Consider the following 15,343-nt stretch of genomic DNA (forward strand, 5'->3'; position numbering starts at 1 on the left):
AAATTAGAGTGGCTTTCTTCTATGCATTTTGTAATTGTACCTCTTCACGTTCCATTACTTTTCGTAATACAATCATTTGCACCATTGTAAATATGTTACCTGTAACCCAGTACAACACAAGTCCTGATGGTGCGGCAAACCCCATAAATAAAATCATCACCGGCATCATAAACTGCTGCATTTTAAGCATTGGGACTTGCTCTCCTGCCGATGTATTTGACTGTATAATTTTCATTTGAATAAACGTAGTTAGTGCTGCAAGAATCGGTAAAATATAATACGGATCTGCATGTCCTAAGTTTACCCATAAAAACGAAGATGTACGAATCTCTTCCGTTCGGCTAATCGCATAGTACAATGCCGAGAAAATTGGCATTTGTATCAAAAGTGGTAAGCAACCAGCTAATGGATTCCAACCGCCTGTTTTCATTAGTTCTGACATTTCTTTTTGATATTGTTTTTGCTTTTCAATATCCTTGCTTACATCACCATGTTTTTCTTTCAATTTCTGCATCTCTGGCTGCATCTTTTTCATTTTCATTTGACTTCGATATTGCGAGATAGCTAATGGAATTATCGCTAAGCGAACCAAAAGCGTAATGATAATAATAGCAATCCCGAAGCTTTCGCCAGGTACATGATGAGCCACAAATTGAAGCATAAGTGAAATTGGATAAACGAAATAGTGATCCCAAATCCCGGTACTATTTGCATCAATTGGTGCCGTACTGCTACACCCAGATACAACAAAAACAAGTAATAATGATAAACTAACGAGCACAGCTCGGTATGATTTTAACATGTTCATTCCTCCAATGTTTCGTAATTAATTAGCGAAACATTGGTGTATACGGACCAACCTCGTCACTCTCTCCGCTTGATTCTTGTCTACGAACCGATCGAACCATTCCATATTTATAGAAGATGGAAAAAAGCGGAGTATTTCCTATATGTTCTTCACATGTATCAACAAATGCGAAAGCTCTTTGTCTACCGCTTGATGTTTGCTGCCGTACAAAGCGAGAAATATTAGCGAGAAAAAAGACTTCTAATAAACAAAGCGCTGTCGTTACAAACGTTATATATAGAATTGCATCTTGCAATAAAAATTCCATCGCTTCACATCCTTAATATGTTCATTCTAGCACATTCTCTAAACATTCTCTATTTCCTTTTATTTTCAAAAAAAGTTTTGCATATTCTCTCACAAAAATAATATAGAAAATCATTGTATTCGCTTTCTTTAGTATATTCACACATATAACTGAATAGGCTTGATTTTTTAGAAATTTATAAAATTTTTGCATTATAATAAAACTATTGCCAGTTTTTGAAAAAAGCATTATTCTCTTCTTGTAATCAAAAATGAATATGGAGATGAAACATACTATGGGTCAATTAGGAGACGCCGATTACGTTCCCGACACTGCCTTTTTATCCTTCCCAGCAGCTAGAACATTTCATTTAGAATTTATAATACAGTTGATTGTTATTTTTATAGCTTCCATTTTGTATGCTATTTCAATGAACATGTTTTTTATCCCGCATAATATGATTAGCGGTGGTTTCGCTGGTGTGGGGATGATTATCGGTTATTTAATGCACTATAATATCGGCGCACTTATCTTTTTACTAAACATCCCGCTTCTCATTTTAAGTCACTTTTACTTAGGAAAGAAGACAACCTTTTTAACAGCTTATTTCGTGGCAGTATCATCACTTGCCATGAATATCATCCCAGTGCATCAAGTATCAGATGATATTTTACTTTCTTCTGTATTTGGTGGTGTTATCTGTGGTGCAGCCTCAGGGATTATATTCCGATTTGCATCTTCGACTGGTGGATTTGATATTGTTGGATTGATTGTAGCGAAATATAAAGACATTTCGATTGGCGCTATTATTTTCGGCTTCAACTTAATCTTACTTGTTGTCGCTGGCTTTATTTTCGGATGGGACATTACACTGTACACGTTAATTAGCCGTTTTGTTGTCAGCAAAGTAATCGATGCTGTCCATACAAAACACATTAAATTAACGATCATGACAATTACAGAAAAAGGCGAGGAAATTAAAAGCGCACTACTGCATCACGGCATACGTGGTGTGACGATGGTAGACGCTGTCGGCGGCTATACCAACCATAAGAAAAAAATGATTTACACCGTCGTAACCCGTTACGAATTAGGAGAAATGAAACGCATTATTCGTCAGGTAGACAATCATGCATTTATGAATATTACAGAAACCGTTGAAATCGTTGGACGTTTCAAACGTATATAAGAAAGCGCAAGGAACTAAAATTCCTTGCGCTTTTACTTTTACACTTATTACAAAATCAGATAATTCTATTATTCTCTCGTTAAATATGTTATAATACAATAAGACTTACAAAAAAGAATGTATAGACTTGGGAGTTTCTCTTACTTTTATAAGCAAAAAGAAACGAGAAGTCGGGTATATCTCAATGCAAGTTTACGTAATAACTAATTATTATCACATCATACAAGAAACGGTTTAAAAAAAGCCGATCATCTTAGTTATTCTTCTTTAATCTTTTTATTAAAAAAGATACGTACAACTAACACTCACTTCTATTTATTATACCTACCTTTTTGACTTCCAAATCATCTTATTACATAAGGAGATGAACATATGAATCAAAATATACGCTATATAGTGGCTGTACTGTTTGCTATCATCGGTGGTACGATTTGCTTCTGGACAAACATTCAGCTTGGAGAACATATCGTTTTTAATGGAATCGAATCACTTGTAAGCGCTTCAATATTAGGTGGATACATTTTCTTCCTCTTTAATCCAGAAGAAAATGCTCAAAAAACAATGCTATTAACAATGATCGGAATCGTCGGGGGATGTATTTCCTACTCAATGACAAATTATACATTACCATTTCAATTAAGCTCAGCTTTCTTCCACGGTCTTTGGACTTGGTTTATTGCATTTTGCTTAGCAGATGTATTTAACCTATTGCAAGACCATGAAGAAGAGAATGGCCGCGGAGTCGAAAGTAATTCTTAATAAAAAAGAGGCTGGGAGATAAATCTTCCAGTCTCTTTTTTATTTCAATCTGTATACCCCAGTATGTATTTACTGAGATATATCGGCGATTCGACACAACATATCGACCGTTCGCCAAAGTTTGACACGCCGTCACTCCTCAGAGTCCCAGTAACTTCTCTCCAAACTGAACGATAAATACAATCATTAACACAATCGCTAACAGCTTCAGTGCTACATATGTCACTTTACAGAACACGTAAATGAGCAATAATAGTAAAATAAGCGTCAAAATACCCATATGTACTGCCTCCACAACGTTCTCTTCTTCCTGCTGAAGGAAGTCCTTTCATTCTACTCTCCCCCTTACATTTATGGAACCGAATAAAATTACATACAGAAAAAAGGATATCTCACCTGGCGTAAGATATCCTTAGATTACTAGTTTCTGTTGCAAAAGATGGAACCATTCTCGTTCTAGTTGTAAATAACCGGCTCCACTCTTTTCGGCATACTTCAGCTCACTTTCAGCCTTTTTCATATACGTATGAAAGGATTCCGCATCCTTCTCTAAATATTTTAAAATCGCGTGTGTGCGGTAATACCCATGCGGGTCCAATTTTGTTATAGCTTCCACGTGCTGCTTCATATTTTGTAAAGAAACATCATCCATATCATATAGCACTTTATATAGCATATACCAACTATGAAAACCACCAACAAAATATTTATTTTCTTTTGTAACAGGTATTTGTAAAACCTGTTCTAAGCAAGTGATTCCTGTCGCCATTCCTTTTCTATCACATCGTGAATAAAACGTAAGCATCAGATCACTCAGCATTTCTCTTACCTCTTCATCGCCCTTTATTTTTTCTTCACTTATTTCTACTAACTTTTCATCCCACTCTTTTGGTCGTTTGCAGCTCCACAACTCACTAGATACTTGAATACTATGTAAATGTTGCTTTGCCTTTTCATCACCTTTAATTAAGATTAAAAACTGTTTCCCATCACTAAGCATAATTCCCTTCATTGGAATCGCTGTAGCTAAAAAGATGGCTAAATGTAATACAGAAAAATATAAAAGAAATTGATAGTAACTCACCATATATATGTATCCTGACACAATACCGAAAACTAAACTTGTTATCGGTCCACCTAGCGTCATCCATGCCCACTTTTTTGAAAGGTTTGCTGTATATATAGACGGAGGTAATAACGTAGATAAGCCTCCAAAATACATCCACATTTTATTTTCCCTTATCCGTATTTTCTCGCCCTCTTTTTGAACAATAATAGGGCCTGCTACCATAAATTTAAACTTCAGACCGTTTAACAAACCAAAAATAACATGCCCTAGTTCATGAATGGCAAGAACAAGCACTAAAATAACCAGTGCTCCCCACAGTTCCAATAAGCCTTGTATTTTTTCCGGTCTAATCCATCCATATATAACTGAACAGGCAAAAGCAATCACTATAGAAAAAGCTGGCCTTTTCAAAATATCCACCGTTTTTCTCTCCTCTGTAATCTTTAACATTAATAAATCATTTTTTTATGCATTTCATACATGTATTTCCCAATATGTAATATCCAAACAAATGAAATGATACCGATTAGAAAGAAATCCGCTTCCCTTACAACTGTATAACCAATTGACAGAATCCATGCCCATGCAAGCACACCATTTGTAAATTGATATGCCTTGTAACCCGCTTCATGAACGATATGCTTTTGTCCCTCATCTGCATTTCTCGCCCACATTTCCATAGACTGTGAATATGTAACGGATTGTTCTGGGTATAACTTGTTATATCGATTCTTCATCATAAAGCCACTCCATATGACAAGAATCAAACATACAGTAGCTATAACAAAGTTTACAATTTCAAATAACACAGGAGTTCCGGCTGTAAATGATCGATAATACATAATGGCAGCACAACTCGCCCAAGACCACACAATAACTTCACTTATACGTAAATAAATGAGCATAGTTCCTAGTCTACGTCCTTGTATATTTTCTTCTTCATCACGTAACTTTGCTAATGTTCGCACATTCTTTCCAAACAAGAATAACCCCGCTGCACAAAACATAAACAGCGCAGCTATCGCGACATAAGAATCATCTTTAGTTGACCTAACATCAAAATAATGAACTAGTATGTATCCAACGATTGCCCCCACTAGCATAGACATTAAGAATTTTATAATAAAAAACATTGTACCTTTTACCCTATTCTCCATCTTCTTCCCCCTCAACTAACGTAAATATGTCCTCTACCGGCACCCCAAAAACTTGCGCAATCTTAAGCGACAAAACAATCGATGGCGCATAATCACCTCGCTCAATTAAGCTAATCGTCTGCCGCGATGAATCAATTGCTTTCCCTAACTCACCTTGTGACATTCGGTGCTTCGCCCGAAATTCTCTCACTCGATTTTGAAGCTTCATATGTAACCTCTTTTCCCTTCATTTAAATAAAATTGTAAATAATATCCTTATACTTGTCAATTATCATTGTCATTTCGACACTAATATATGTCAAAATCAACTATACATTCATATTAAGAAATTTTATATAATACATTTAAAATACATAATATACGAGGTGAAATATGGAGAAAAAGTCGATTTTTTCTTATCTTCGAACATTCTTGCCGCTGGAGCTGGAAAATAAAAAGAGACAGTGCCTATTAACACTGTCTCTTCCAAATTTCGACATAGAATGGATTCCATATTAATTTACACTTTGTACAAATACGCGTTTTAATTGCTTGCGGAAACGAACCCCTAACGCAATGGCTACAATGACAATCACTCCGAAAATAATTTTCCCGATGTGCTGTCCAAGTACTCCAAATATATCATGTAAGTTTCCACCTAACCAATAACCACCGATTAAGAAGAAAGATACCCAGAATAGAGCGCCAGAGTAGATCGTTATCGCAAAGCGACGGAACGGTAAATTAATAATCCCCGCAAAGTATCCAGTAAAGTGACGTACGCCTGGAATAAAGAAGCCGATGAAAATAAGAAAATATCCATATTTATCAAACCACATTCTCGTTAAATCAATCTTTTTCTGTGTTAAAAACACATATTTACCGTATTTTTGCACAAAAGGCATACCAAGTTTATTACCTAAAAAGTACTGAACTGTCATCCCAACACTTGTACCAATAAATGATAAAATAATTAAAAGTGATAATTGTAAGTCTCCATTATGCGCCAAGAAACCAGCGTACGCTAATGTTGGTTCTCCTGGAAACGGAAGTGCAATATATTCTAACAGCAATCCCACAAGGACTACATAATAACCGTATTGTTGAAATAATTCATGAATCCATTCCATGTCGATCTCTCCTTTTCTCTTTAATCTACAGCGTCTATCACGTACAAACTGTTACTATTATTGTATAAAAAAATTGTCGAAATAACTATCACAATAACTTACATTTAGATTACATTTTCGTAAGGTTAATACTAAAATAACCCATATTCATGCAAATTCCCCTAATATCTATTATATATTTGCAATTTTTTTCATTTCTCCTTTATTATATACGAAAAAATTACGTTTTTCTCTTATTTTCGTATAGTTTACTTCAAAAAATCTCATTTGTATTGAAAATATAAATGAGATTGCTATAAACTAGAATCATAATAACTAGCAATTGTTTTATTTCTTATTTTTCTATCACCAAACTCACACGCTTTTGTGAGTGGCGGAATTTTGTAGAGTTTTTACTCTGTTTCGTTCGCCCGTTGTCCTTCATTGGATAGCGGGCGTTTTTTATTTGAAAAAGGAGGCTTTTTATGGAGAAATTTAAGTTTTCGCTATTAGTTTTATTTGGCGCCTGCAGCTATGGCGTACTTTCGACAATTTTCAAGCTCGGCTTTATGAATGGTTTTTCTGCGCATGAGCTATTAGGTGGACAATATGTATTTGGCTGGGTTGGACTTTTATTACTCGTTCTTTTCTTTTCACGTCATAAAATCTCAAAAAAACAAGCATTTTCCCTATTGGCTGTCGGAACAACAATGAGTATGACCGGAATTTTCTATGCCATTTCTGTAGAAGAATTACCAGCATCTATTGCTGTTGTCTTACTCTTTCAATTTACATGGATTGGGGTAGTCATTGAAGCAATTGCAAACAAAACATTACCAAGTCGCGAAAAAGTGATCTCGATTATCATTTTATTTGCCGGAACATTACTTGCAGGTGGTGTGTTCGAAGGTCTTGGCCAAAACTTCTCTACAAAAGGCATTATTTTTGGACTATTAGCCGCTGTTTCTTTTTCCTTTTATATTTTTGCAAGCGGACGCGTTGCTACAAATGTACCACCGTATACGAAAAGCTTTCTGATGACAACCAGTGCTACGCTTATCGTTTGCTTAATTTTCCCGCCAACCTTCTTAACTGATGGTGCCTTGCAAGCTGGATTATGGAAATATGCATTCTTCCTTGGATTCTTCGGTGTTGTTGTACCGGTCATTTGTTTCTCCATTGGCGTACCAAAAGTAGGAATAGGACTTGGAACGATTTTAGGAGCAGTTGAATTACCAACAGCAATCATCGCTTCCATTACACTTGTTCATGAAGTCGTATCGCTATTACAATGGCTTGGTATCCTTTGTATATTAATCGGTATTTTCACACCGCAATTTCTTACTGTACGAAAAGAGAAGAAACGTAATATAGAACAAAGCGCCTAAAAAAAGAGCACATTGTGTGCTCTTTTTCATAGAGTGTTGAGAAACAAGATTCGGGAAACTCTTGTTTTTTGTCGTTATTTGCCAAAGCATTGATATCCTTTGTCGAATCGCTGATATATTGTGAGAAACGGTCGATATATTTAGGAAATCGCCGATAAAATTTCATTTACTATTTTGAGCCATCCAACTCTCGGCAGTTTGCTATATTTCTTCTTGTAGTTTTGTAACATTCCCCTTTCTACTTTAATGCCGCGTATAGCTTTTCTACCTCTTTTTCAATTTCTTTTAGATCAATTCTTTCAAACAATGGTTGCACATCACTCACCCGCTCTGGCAATGTACTTTCACATTTCCAACTCGTATTCGTAATCGATAGCATATTCCGCACTCTTTCACTAGAAAACGGTAAAAACGGCTCAAGTAACTGAGCAAGATTCACAATAAAATATACACAGGTGTAAATCGTCTTTTCACAAGCTGCAGGATCTTCTTCTCTTTGCTTCCAAGGCGCCTGCTCATCAAAATACTTATTCGCAAAGCGCACCGTTTCAAAAATTGTTTCCAACGCTACTTTAAAATGAGCCTGCTCAATTGCTTCTCCTACTTTTAGATATAATTCCTCTATTCTTTCTTTCAGTTCTACATTTACATTTCTCTTTGGTACTACACCGTCATAATACTTCTCAATGAATTTCAGTGTACGATTCACAAAATTCCCATATGCACCTAAAAGCTCACTGTTGTGACTATAAATAAATTCCCGCCAAGAAAAATCGGTATCACGATTTTCTGGTGCATTAGTCGTTAAGAAATAACGAATCGAATCTGGTTCGTACCGCTCTAATATATCTGGTACCCATACCGCCCAGTTTTTACTTGTCGATAATTTTCGTTTCTCGACTGTTAAATATTCATTGGAAACGATATGATGCGGAATGGCCTCTTCTCCGACTCCAAGCAATACAGCTGGCCAAATGATCGAATGAAATGGGATATTGTCCTTTCCATGCACATAATAAGTCTTTGCACTACGACTCCAAAACTCCCCGTCATCTTTGCCTGTTTCTTCAGCCCATCGTTTACTTGCTGAATAATAGCCTGACACTGCTTCAATCCATACATAGATTTTCTTATCCTCATATCCCTTAACTGGGATGGGTACTCCAATTGGTAAATCGCGTGATACCGCCCTGTCTTGCAATCCTTCTTGTAAGTAACGCTCTGTTAGTTGAACCGCATTATCACGCCATGCGCCTTCTTGTTTTGCAGCTGTTACTTCATCTTTCATCTGCTCCTGAAATTTATGCAATGCAAAGTAGAAATGCTCTGTTTCCTTCACCGCTGGGGTATTTCCACATAATTTACATTTCTTTTCTAATAAATCGAGCGGATCTAAAATTGCTGAGCATGCATCACATTGATCACCACGAGCTGGTTCATGACAATGTGGACAAATTCCTTCTACATATCGATCCGGCAAAAATTGTGTACATGTTTCGCAATATGCTTGTTCAACTGTTTTTTTATAAATGAATCCTTCTTCTAATAAACGTAAGAAAATCTTCTGTACCGTTTCATGATGGTGCTCTGTATCTGTACGTGTATAACAATCATACGTAAACCCAAGCTCCTTAAAACATCGCTGGAATTCTTCATGATAATGGTCTGCAATTTCTTTTGCGGTAACCCCTTCTTGTTTTGCCCGAATGGCAATTGGCGTTCCATTACAATCACTTCCTGATACGTAAAGAACTTTCTCTCCTTTTGCTCTATAGTAACGCGCTAAAATATCTCCTGGTAATAAACTCGCAACATGACCAAGATGTAACGATCCATTCGCATACGGCCAAGCTCCACCAATAAAAATGCTCATCTTCTATTCCTCCTTTAAAATATAAAAAGCCCCGCCCCTATCTTCAGAAAAGATAAGGGCGGGGCTGTATAAACAGTCGCGGTACCACCTTATTTCGTCAACTATTCACATAGCTGACCTCGTCAAGTACGGAGCAATACTCATGCTCTTATACTGTGGTTTTGATAACGAGAACCAACTCTCGTCGCCGCCTACTATTATCATTTGATAAGTTCGGGACGCAGCTCAAAGGCCATTTTTCAAATGAATATTCTTGCTTCTTCTCAGCTTCCAAAGCTCTCTGGAAAGAATGGTTTCATTCTACTTTTCCTTTTCAATGCTTTTCATATATAACACGTATTTTACGGATAAAATACAGAAAAATCAAATTTTTATTTTTAAAAATAGGAAATTCAAAATCCTTTCCGAATATCTATATGTTCAGAAAAGGAGTGATTTCATTGAATCAACAACAAGTAAGCGCCATAAATAAAAAAGGCTGGAGTGCAGCAGCTTATGAAGCGTGGACGAATCGGCACGGTACTCCAAAGGAATACGCAAAAAAACTTATGCAAGATCCTGCTCATGAAGTAGCCCACTACTTACCTTATATACAAAATCCACAAGGGAAACGAATCATCAATTTACTCGGCTCGAAAGGAAATAAAGCTGTAGCCCTCGCATTATTAGGAGCCGATGTAACCGTTGTAGATATTTCTGAGAGTAACGCAAAGTATGCAGATGAGCTAGCAGATGCTGCGAAGGTTTCGATTGAATATATTGTTTCAGATGTACTAGAAATAACACCTTCTCCATCATTCGATGTTGTATTACTAGAACTCGGTGTACTTCATTACTTTTTAGATCTCAAACCACTTTTCAAATTAATCTCAGGGCTTCTAAAAGACGGGGGTATTTTTATACTTCGTGACTATCATCCTCTTTATACAAAGTTATTAGCGATAGATGATCAAAAGTTTAAGGCAAGCGGAGATTATTTTTCTGAAGAAGTAATTGAAGATAACGTTGCTTATAGCATTCTACTAGATAAAGCGCAGCAAGAGCTACTGCCTAAAACGATGATTCGCCGCTGGACGTTAGGAGAAATTATTACAGAAGTCGCGGGGGCAAACCTATGCATCGAAAAGCTCATTGAAGAGCGAGGTCCACACCAACGATGGGTCTTCCCTTCTTCAGCCCCAGAAGGAATGGAAGAACGTATCCCAGAACTTTATACATTAATCGCAACGATATCATGCAAAAAAGGATCCCTTCACGGATAGGATCCTATTTGCATGCTTAACGCATATAAGTTGAGGTTGGAGATTACCATAATTCTGTAGAATAGGACACAAGGTATTTCAACATTTTGTCTCTGACTTACGCAGTCAAAAGGGGTATGACCAACATAACGAAGAGTGATATTTTATTTGATATTGATAATCGTTATCAACTAATTAGAAGTATACATGATGTATACTAAAAAGACAATAGGATTTTCACATTTTTCTTCTTAAAACTTTCGGTACATATACGCAATATGGCTCGCTCTCTAAATAATCACCGGTTATTGCATATGCTCTAGAACGAGAACCCCCACATATATAGCGGTATTCACACTTCCCACACTTCCCTTTATAGCCATCTGGATTACGTAATGCTTGAAAAATTGGGGAGTGACGATAAATATCCCGTAATTGTTTTTCTCTCACATTTCCAGTTTGAATTGGTAATAGCCCGCTTGGATACACATCGCCAATATGTGAAATAAAAACAAAACCGTTGCCATCATTCACGCCTTTTGGCGCTCGTCCTAAGCCATCAATTTTTCCGGTTAAGCCATTTTGAAGTGCATCTTCATAACACATTCTTTTCTTGCTTTGTACTTCCTTATTTTTTTGTTGCATCACAACGCGGCGGTAATGTTGGGCAGCTGTTGTCTTTATATCAAACGATGCCGTTTTACCTATTTCATATAATTTACGAAATACAAGTTCATGTTCTACTGGCGAAATCATATCATCTACATTTCCCCTTCCGGTTGGAACAAGGAAAAATACGCTCCATAGCACACCGCCTAATTTTTCAACAAGCGCTGCCATCTTCTCTATTTCATGAACATTGTACTTAGAAATAGTTGTATTCACTTGGACTGGAATCTGTAACTCATTTAAATATTGAATCGCATCCATCGTAAGCTGAAAAGACCCTGCCACGCCACGAAAACGGTCATGTGTCTCAGCTGTAGCACCATCGATACTAAAGGCCCATCGTGCAAGTCCAACCTCTTTTGCTTTTTGAATCGCCCTTTTCGTTACATTCGGAGTTGCACTCGGCGTCATCGAAACACGTAATCCTTTTTGCACTGCATAATCTGCTAACTCATAAATATCTTCTCTCATAAGCGGATCCCCGCCTGAAAAAACTAGCATTGGCTGATCCATTTCATATATTTCATCAATTAATCTTTTCCCTTCAAGGAAAGTTAGTTCCCTCGGGTCTCTCCTATACTGCGCTTCCGCTCGGCAATGCAGACATTTTAATTCACAAGCACGCGTTACTTCCCATATTACAATAAAAGGATTTTCATCATAATTCATTTTCCATCTCGCTCCTCCCTACATACTTATAATCAGTATAGGAAAGATTGTAAAAAAACACTGTGAGCTATTTCACTGCATCTTTATCTTATTTCCTTTATAATGAGAATGGATATCATTAATATTAGGAGTGTTGTGCATGTCGCAAGAATTCGAAGAGAAATTATATGCCAATTTAGAGGCTGTTATTGATCCTGAATTAGGTGTTGATATTATCAATCTTGGTTTAGTCTATGATGTGACAGCAGATGAAAATAATAATGCTGTTATTACAATGACAATGACTTCAATCGGTTGCCCAATGGCGGGACAAATCGTATCAGATGTCAAAAAAGTATTATCGACAAATGTACCAGAGGTAAATGAAATAGAGGTCAATGTAGTTTGGAATCCACCTTGGTCAAAAGAGCGTATGTCACGTATGGCGAAAATCGCACTAGGCATTCGCGATTAACATCACATAAACATAAAAAACTAAGAAGGATGTTTTCTATTTAAACATCCTTCTTAGTTTTTATCCCATAATAACCTAATAGGACCCACCTAAACTTCTTCGCATTTTCTTAAGTTTTGAGGTGGGGATACTACGGCTCGTTAATGCTGGATAAAAAAATCCCCTGTAGCTTTTACAGGGGGAAACAAGGTAGCTTATCCATTAAAGAACGATACACATACTATTCTTCTATTTTACACCAACTGCGTCATAAGCTTTCGTTACAGCTTGTACTTCTTTAGAATTTGTACCATATAAATCTGTCGCAGATTGAATTGCAGCTTGGCGCATCATTTTAAAGTTAGAGTTTGCAGTTAAATATTTGGAAAGAGCACGATAGTAAATTTTTTCTGTTGCTTCGCGGCCAACGCCATTTATTTTCACACCATAATGAGTGCCACCTTCAGACACTAAATATGCTGCCTTGTTATTAATACTACTGTTAATATGAACACCGCCATTATCAGCTGTTCCTTTATAACGTTTGTCGTAATGATCTGGATAGCCCTCAGTTGGTTTTAATGGGTTTTTAATAGAAGCAGGGTCACTCAAGGAACGTAGCGCATCTCCTGGTTTACCTGGTGTGTAAATATCTTCCCCAAGCTCCCAATCATCACGGTCTACCATCGCACCGAAAATATCAGATAGCGATTCGTTTAATGCACCAGACTCATCTTTATATACAAGATTTGCTGTATGCTCTGTTACAGCATGCGTTAACTCATGAGCAATAACATCTAAGCCTGCAGATAATGGAATAAATGTTTTTCCATCCCCATCTCCATACATCATTTGTATCCCGTTCCACGCAGCATTATTCCAACTTTCACCTACGTGAACAGTAGAAATTAACTTCGCACCTTGATTATCAAAAGAATTACGTTGGAATACCTTTTTATAATAGTCATATACTTTTCCTGCGTTTACATGCGCATCAACAGCAGCTTTATCTTCAAAGAACTTCGATTTACTTTCTATTTCTTCACCTGTATATCCAAGCCATTGTGAGAAGAGATTAAACCAGTTCTCATCCATATTTTGTGCATCAAACGTATGAACACCCTTTCCACGTTTGCCATCAAATAAATTAAATGCTCCCGTTTTTGCATCTTGAGCAATTTCAAATGATTCTCTCTGTCCTAACACGCCATATCCAAAACCAGTAATATGATCGATTGCGTTATATTTCTCAATCACATTTCCATTTGTTGCATCAACAAAGTAATGCCAGTAACCTGGAGCTGGTTTTGAAACAGATGCTTTTACAAGGTATGAAAGATAATATTGTCCATCCTTTTCATACACATATAAATCTTTTTTCACACCATCATATTGATTTACTTTGCCAATTTCTTTCTCAATATCAGCTTTCGCAATTTCTACCGCTTTCTCATCAGTAATGCTCGCTGCAGCCGGAATATTTTTATCTTCTAAATTCGGGATAACTTGCCCGAAGAACGCTTTTACATTATTGTCTTTATCGATTGCCACCGTTTGATCTGAACCATACACAGGAATATTATTATGTTTCTCAACTAACTTCACATGTGTTGTACCCGATTCTGCATCTTTTTCTTCCCCAACAATGTTAAAGTGTTTATCAATATTTCCTGCTAATTTAAACATGTCCTTCTTACTCTCTAAGTACTGAAATACTGTTTCTTTTTTATCTAATCCTTTTGGAGCTTTCCATTCCTCACCTATGTAAGCTGGTGTTTTAAATTCTTGGTGGTATTGCACTTTTTGTTCTTCCGCTTGTGTTTTTGTTGCTCCAAATGCCCCAAAACCTGCTGCGATAACGGATAAAGCTAATGCTGATGAAACGACTTGCTTTTTCAATCTAACACTCCCCATTCCCCAAAAATTTTTTGACACTCTTATACATTTCGGAAAAAGGGAAATATATCCTTTTAAAAAATATTGAGAAAGAATTTCCTCGCAATTTTCCCTAAAAAATTACACTTTTAGTATATTTAAAGAAATCTACATGTAAAAAGTCAAGTTAACATTGCATATTAACTTGACTCATACTTTATCCCGCACTAACGGGCAGTAATACTCCCACCTCAAAATTCAGTGTAAACAATGTCCAGCTCTAGCGGCTAGAATCTCCGGTCGTTTCGCTCCCTCGGACGAGGCAAAAAGCGCCTCTCTGTCGGGAGCTCCAACGTCCTGCGATTCTGAATGAGCCGCTTCCGCTTTTCTAAAAAAGTTAGGTGGGAGATAAACTGCCCGTAAAGGCCCGATTAGTGAGGGCTAATAATCAATGGGGGATGAGGAAACCCCCACTGATTAAAGTTTCACTTTATCTTTAAAAGGTGGTGAGATAATGTTACCGCAAATAATTATGTATTCCTTCTGTCCGATAACATTATTAGCGACTTTCTTCCTGTTCATCAAACTACAGCACAAAACAATCACATATTTTCTACCTGCTATCGTTTCAACAATATTTGCTGTCCTCTTCTATGCTCAGTTTTTGTTCAATAATGGGCTAAATGAATTTGTTCTCGCCATTTTCTTTATCGGTACCGCGTTAGCAAATCTATTTTTCATTCTAATCTTAAAAGTATTCAAGATGTTTCGTATGAGAAATTTAAAAAAACAAAAAAAGAAATAGCGCATTATTTTCACTGCACTATTTCTTTTTTATT

General features: G+C 36.7%; 16 protein-coding genes and 1 other annotated feature. Of the genes, 6 read left to right on the forward strand and 10 right to left on the reverse strand.

Features of this window, described 5'->3' with window-relative positions; translation table 11 throughout:
- Positions 1 to 19: 19 nt before the first annotated feature.
- On the reverse strand, positions 20 to 802 hold the full coding sequence (locus HRG09_RS11535) for a membrane protein insertase YidC (RefSeq protein ID WP_174100944.1): 783 nt from the start codon (positions 800 to 802) through the stop codon (positions 20 to 22).
- A gap of 28 nt (positions 803 to 830) precedes the next feature.
- Positions 831 to 1,115, reverse strand: coding sequence for a hypothetical protein (locus tag HRG09_RS11540; RefSeq protein WP_174100945.1), 285 nt, complete (start codon positions 1,113 to 1,115; stop codon positions 831 to 833).
- A 274-nt stretch (positions 1,116 to 1,389) separates the two neighbouring features.
- Here HRG09_RS11540 and HRG09_RS11545 point away from each other — a divergent pair, with 274 nt between their 5' ends.
- Both HRG09_RS11545 and HRG09_RS11550 read left to right on the forward strand, forming a co-directional pair.
- Positions 1,390 to 2,283, forward strand: coding sequence for a YitT family protein (locus HRG09_RS11545; RefSeq protein WP_174100946.1), 894 nt, complete (start codon positions 1,390 to 1,392; stop codon positions 2,281 to 2,283).
- Positions 2,284 to 2,655: 372 nt separating this feature from the next.
- Positions 2,656 to 3,042, forward strand: a complete 387-nt coding sequence (locus HRG09_RS11550) for a DUF3938 domain-containing protein (protein WP_174100947.1) — start codon at positions 2,656 to 2,658, stop codon at positions 3,040 to 3,042.
- 139 nt (positions 3,043 to 3,181) lie between these two features.
- Here the strand turns inward: HRG09_RS11550 and HRG09_RS11555 are convergent, their stop codons facing one another.
- The 5 genes from HRG09_RS11555 to HRG09_RS11575 form a co-directional block, all read right to left on the reverse strand.
- Entirely contained in the window at positions 3,182 to 3,322 is a 141-nt protein-coding gene (locus HRG09_RS11555) for a DUF3985 family protein (protein ID WP_174100948.1), read from the reverse strand.
- A gap of 132 nt (positions 3,323 to 3,454) precedes the next feature.
- Positions 3,455 to 4,531 (reverse strand): M50 family metallopeptidase, encoded by a 1,077-nt coding sequence (locus HRG09_RS11560; RefSeq protein ID WP_174100949.1) that lies wholly within the window; start codon positions 4,529 to 4,531, stop codon positions 3,455 to 3,457.
- Positions 4,532 to 4,560: 29 nt separating this feature from the next.
- Positions 4,561 to 5,268, reverse strand: coding sequence for a DUF3169 family protein (locus HRG09_RS11565; protein ID WP_174100950.1), 708 nt, complete (start codon positions 5,266 to 5,268; stop codon positions 4,561 to 4,563).
- Positions 5,258 to 5,476, reverse strand: a complete 219-nt coding sequence (locus HRG09_RS11570) for a helix-turn-helix transcriptional regulator (protein ID WP_174100951.1) — start codon at positions 5,474 to 5,476, stop codon at positions 5,258 to 5,260. The genes HRG09_RS11565 and HRG09_RS11570 overlap by 11 nt, the downstream gene beginning before the upstream one ends.
- Before the next feature lie 286 nt (positions 5,477 to 5,762).
- Positions 5,763 to 6,377, reverse strand: a complete 615-nt coding sequence (locus HRG09_RS11575; protein WP_174100952.1) for a DedA family protein — start codon at positions 6,375 to 6,377, stop codon at positions 5,763 to 5,765.
- A gap of 464 nt (positions 6,378 to 6,841) precedes the next feature.
- On the opposite strand from HRG09_RS11575, the gene HRG09_RS11580 reads away from it, so the two are divergent.
- Complete coding sequence (locus tag HRG09_RS11580; RefSeq protein WP_174100953.1) at positions 6,842 to 7,744, forward strand: EamA family transporter; 903 nt, start codon at positions 6,842 to 6,844, stop codon at positions 7,742 to 7,744.
- A 238-nt stretch (positions 7,745 to 7,982) separates the two neighbouring features.
- Here HRG09_RS11580 and metG read toward each other — a convergent pair whose 3' ends face one another.
- Positions 7,983 to 9,617, reverse strand: a complete 1,635-nt coding sequence (gene metG, locus HRG09_RS11585; RefSeq protein WP_174100954.1) for a methionine--tRNA ligase — start codon at positions 9,615 to 9,617, stop codon at positions 7,983 to 7,985.
- Positions 9,618 to 9,668: 51 nt separating this feature from the next.
- Positions 9,669 to 9,943: a binding site (T-box leader), on the reverse strand.
- A 90-nt stretch (positions 9,944 to 10,033) separates the two neighbouring features.
- Between metG and HRG09_RS11590 the strand changes: the two genes are divergently transcribed.
- Complete coding sequence (locus tag HRG09_RS11590) at positions 10,034 to 10,879, forward strand: class I SAM-dependent methyltransferase (RefSeq protein WP_174100955.1); 846 nt, start codon at positions 10,034 to 10,036, stop codon at positions 10,877 to 10,879.
- A gap of 216 nt (positions 10,880 to 11,095) precedes the next feature.
- Here the strand turns inward: HRG09_RS11590 and HRG09_RS11595 are convergent, their stop codons facing one another.
- Positions 11,096 to 12,196: a TIGR04053 family radical SAM/SPASM domain-containing protein gene (locus HRG09_RS11595; protein ID WP_174100956.1), complete on the reverse strand. Its 1,101-nt coding sequence runs from the start codon at positions 12,194 to 12,196 to the stop codon at positions 11,096 to 11,098.
- Between the two features lie 139 nt (positions 12,197 to 12,335).
- Here HRG09_RS11595 and HRG09_RS11600 point away from each other — a divergent pair, with 139 nt between their 5' ends.
- Positions 12,336 to 12,650, forward strand: a complete 315-nt coding sequence (locus tag HRG09_RS11600; protein WP_000076465.1) for a metal-sulfur cluster assembly factor — start codon at positions 12,336 to 12,338, stop codon at positions 12,648 to 12,650.
- 228 nt (positions 12,651 to 12,878) lie between these two features.
- On the opposite strand, the gene HRG09_RS11605 is transcribed toward HRG09_RS11600, so the two are convergent.
- Entirely contained in the window at positions 12,879 to 14,528 is a 1,650-nt protein-coding gene (locus tag HRG09_RS11605; protein ID WP_174100957.1) for a M4 family metallopeptidase, read from the reverse strand.
- A gap of 490 nt (positions 14,529 to 15,018) precedes the next feature.
- Here HRG09_RS11605 and HRG09_RS11610 point away from each other — a divergent pair, with 490 nt between their 5' ends.
- The gene (locus tag HRG09_RS11610; protein ID WP_174100958.1) at positions 15,019 to 15,309 is read left to right on the forward strand and encodes a hypothetical protein; all 291 of its coding nucleotides are present in this window, start codon (positions 15,019 to 15,021) and stop codon (positions 15,307 to 15,309) included.
- Positions 15,310 to 15,343: the final 34 nt, after the last annotated feature.

Origin of the sequence: Bacillus sp. Xin1, from assembly GCF_013314535.1 — a bacterium.
Lineage (GTDB): Bacteria > Bacillota > Bacilli > Bacillales > Bacillaceae_G > Bacillus_A.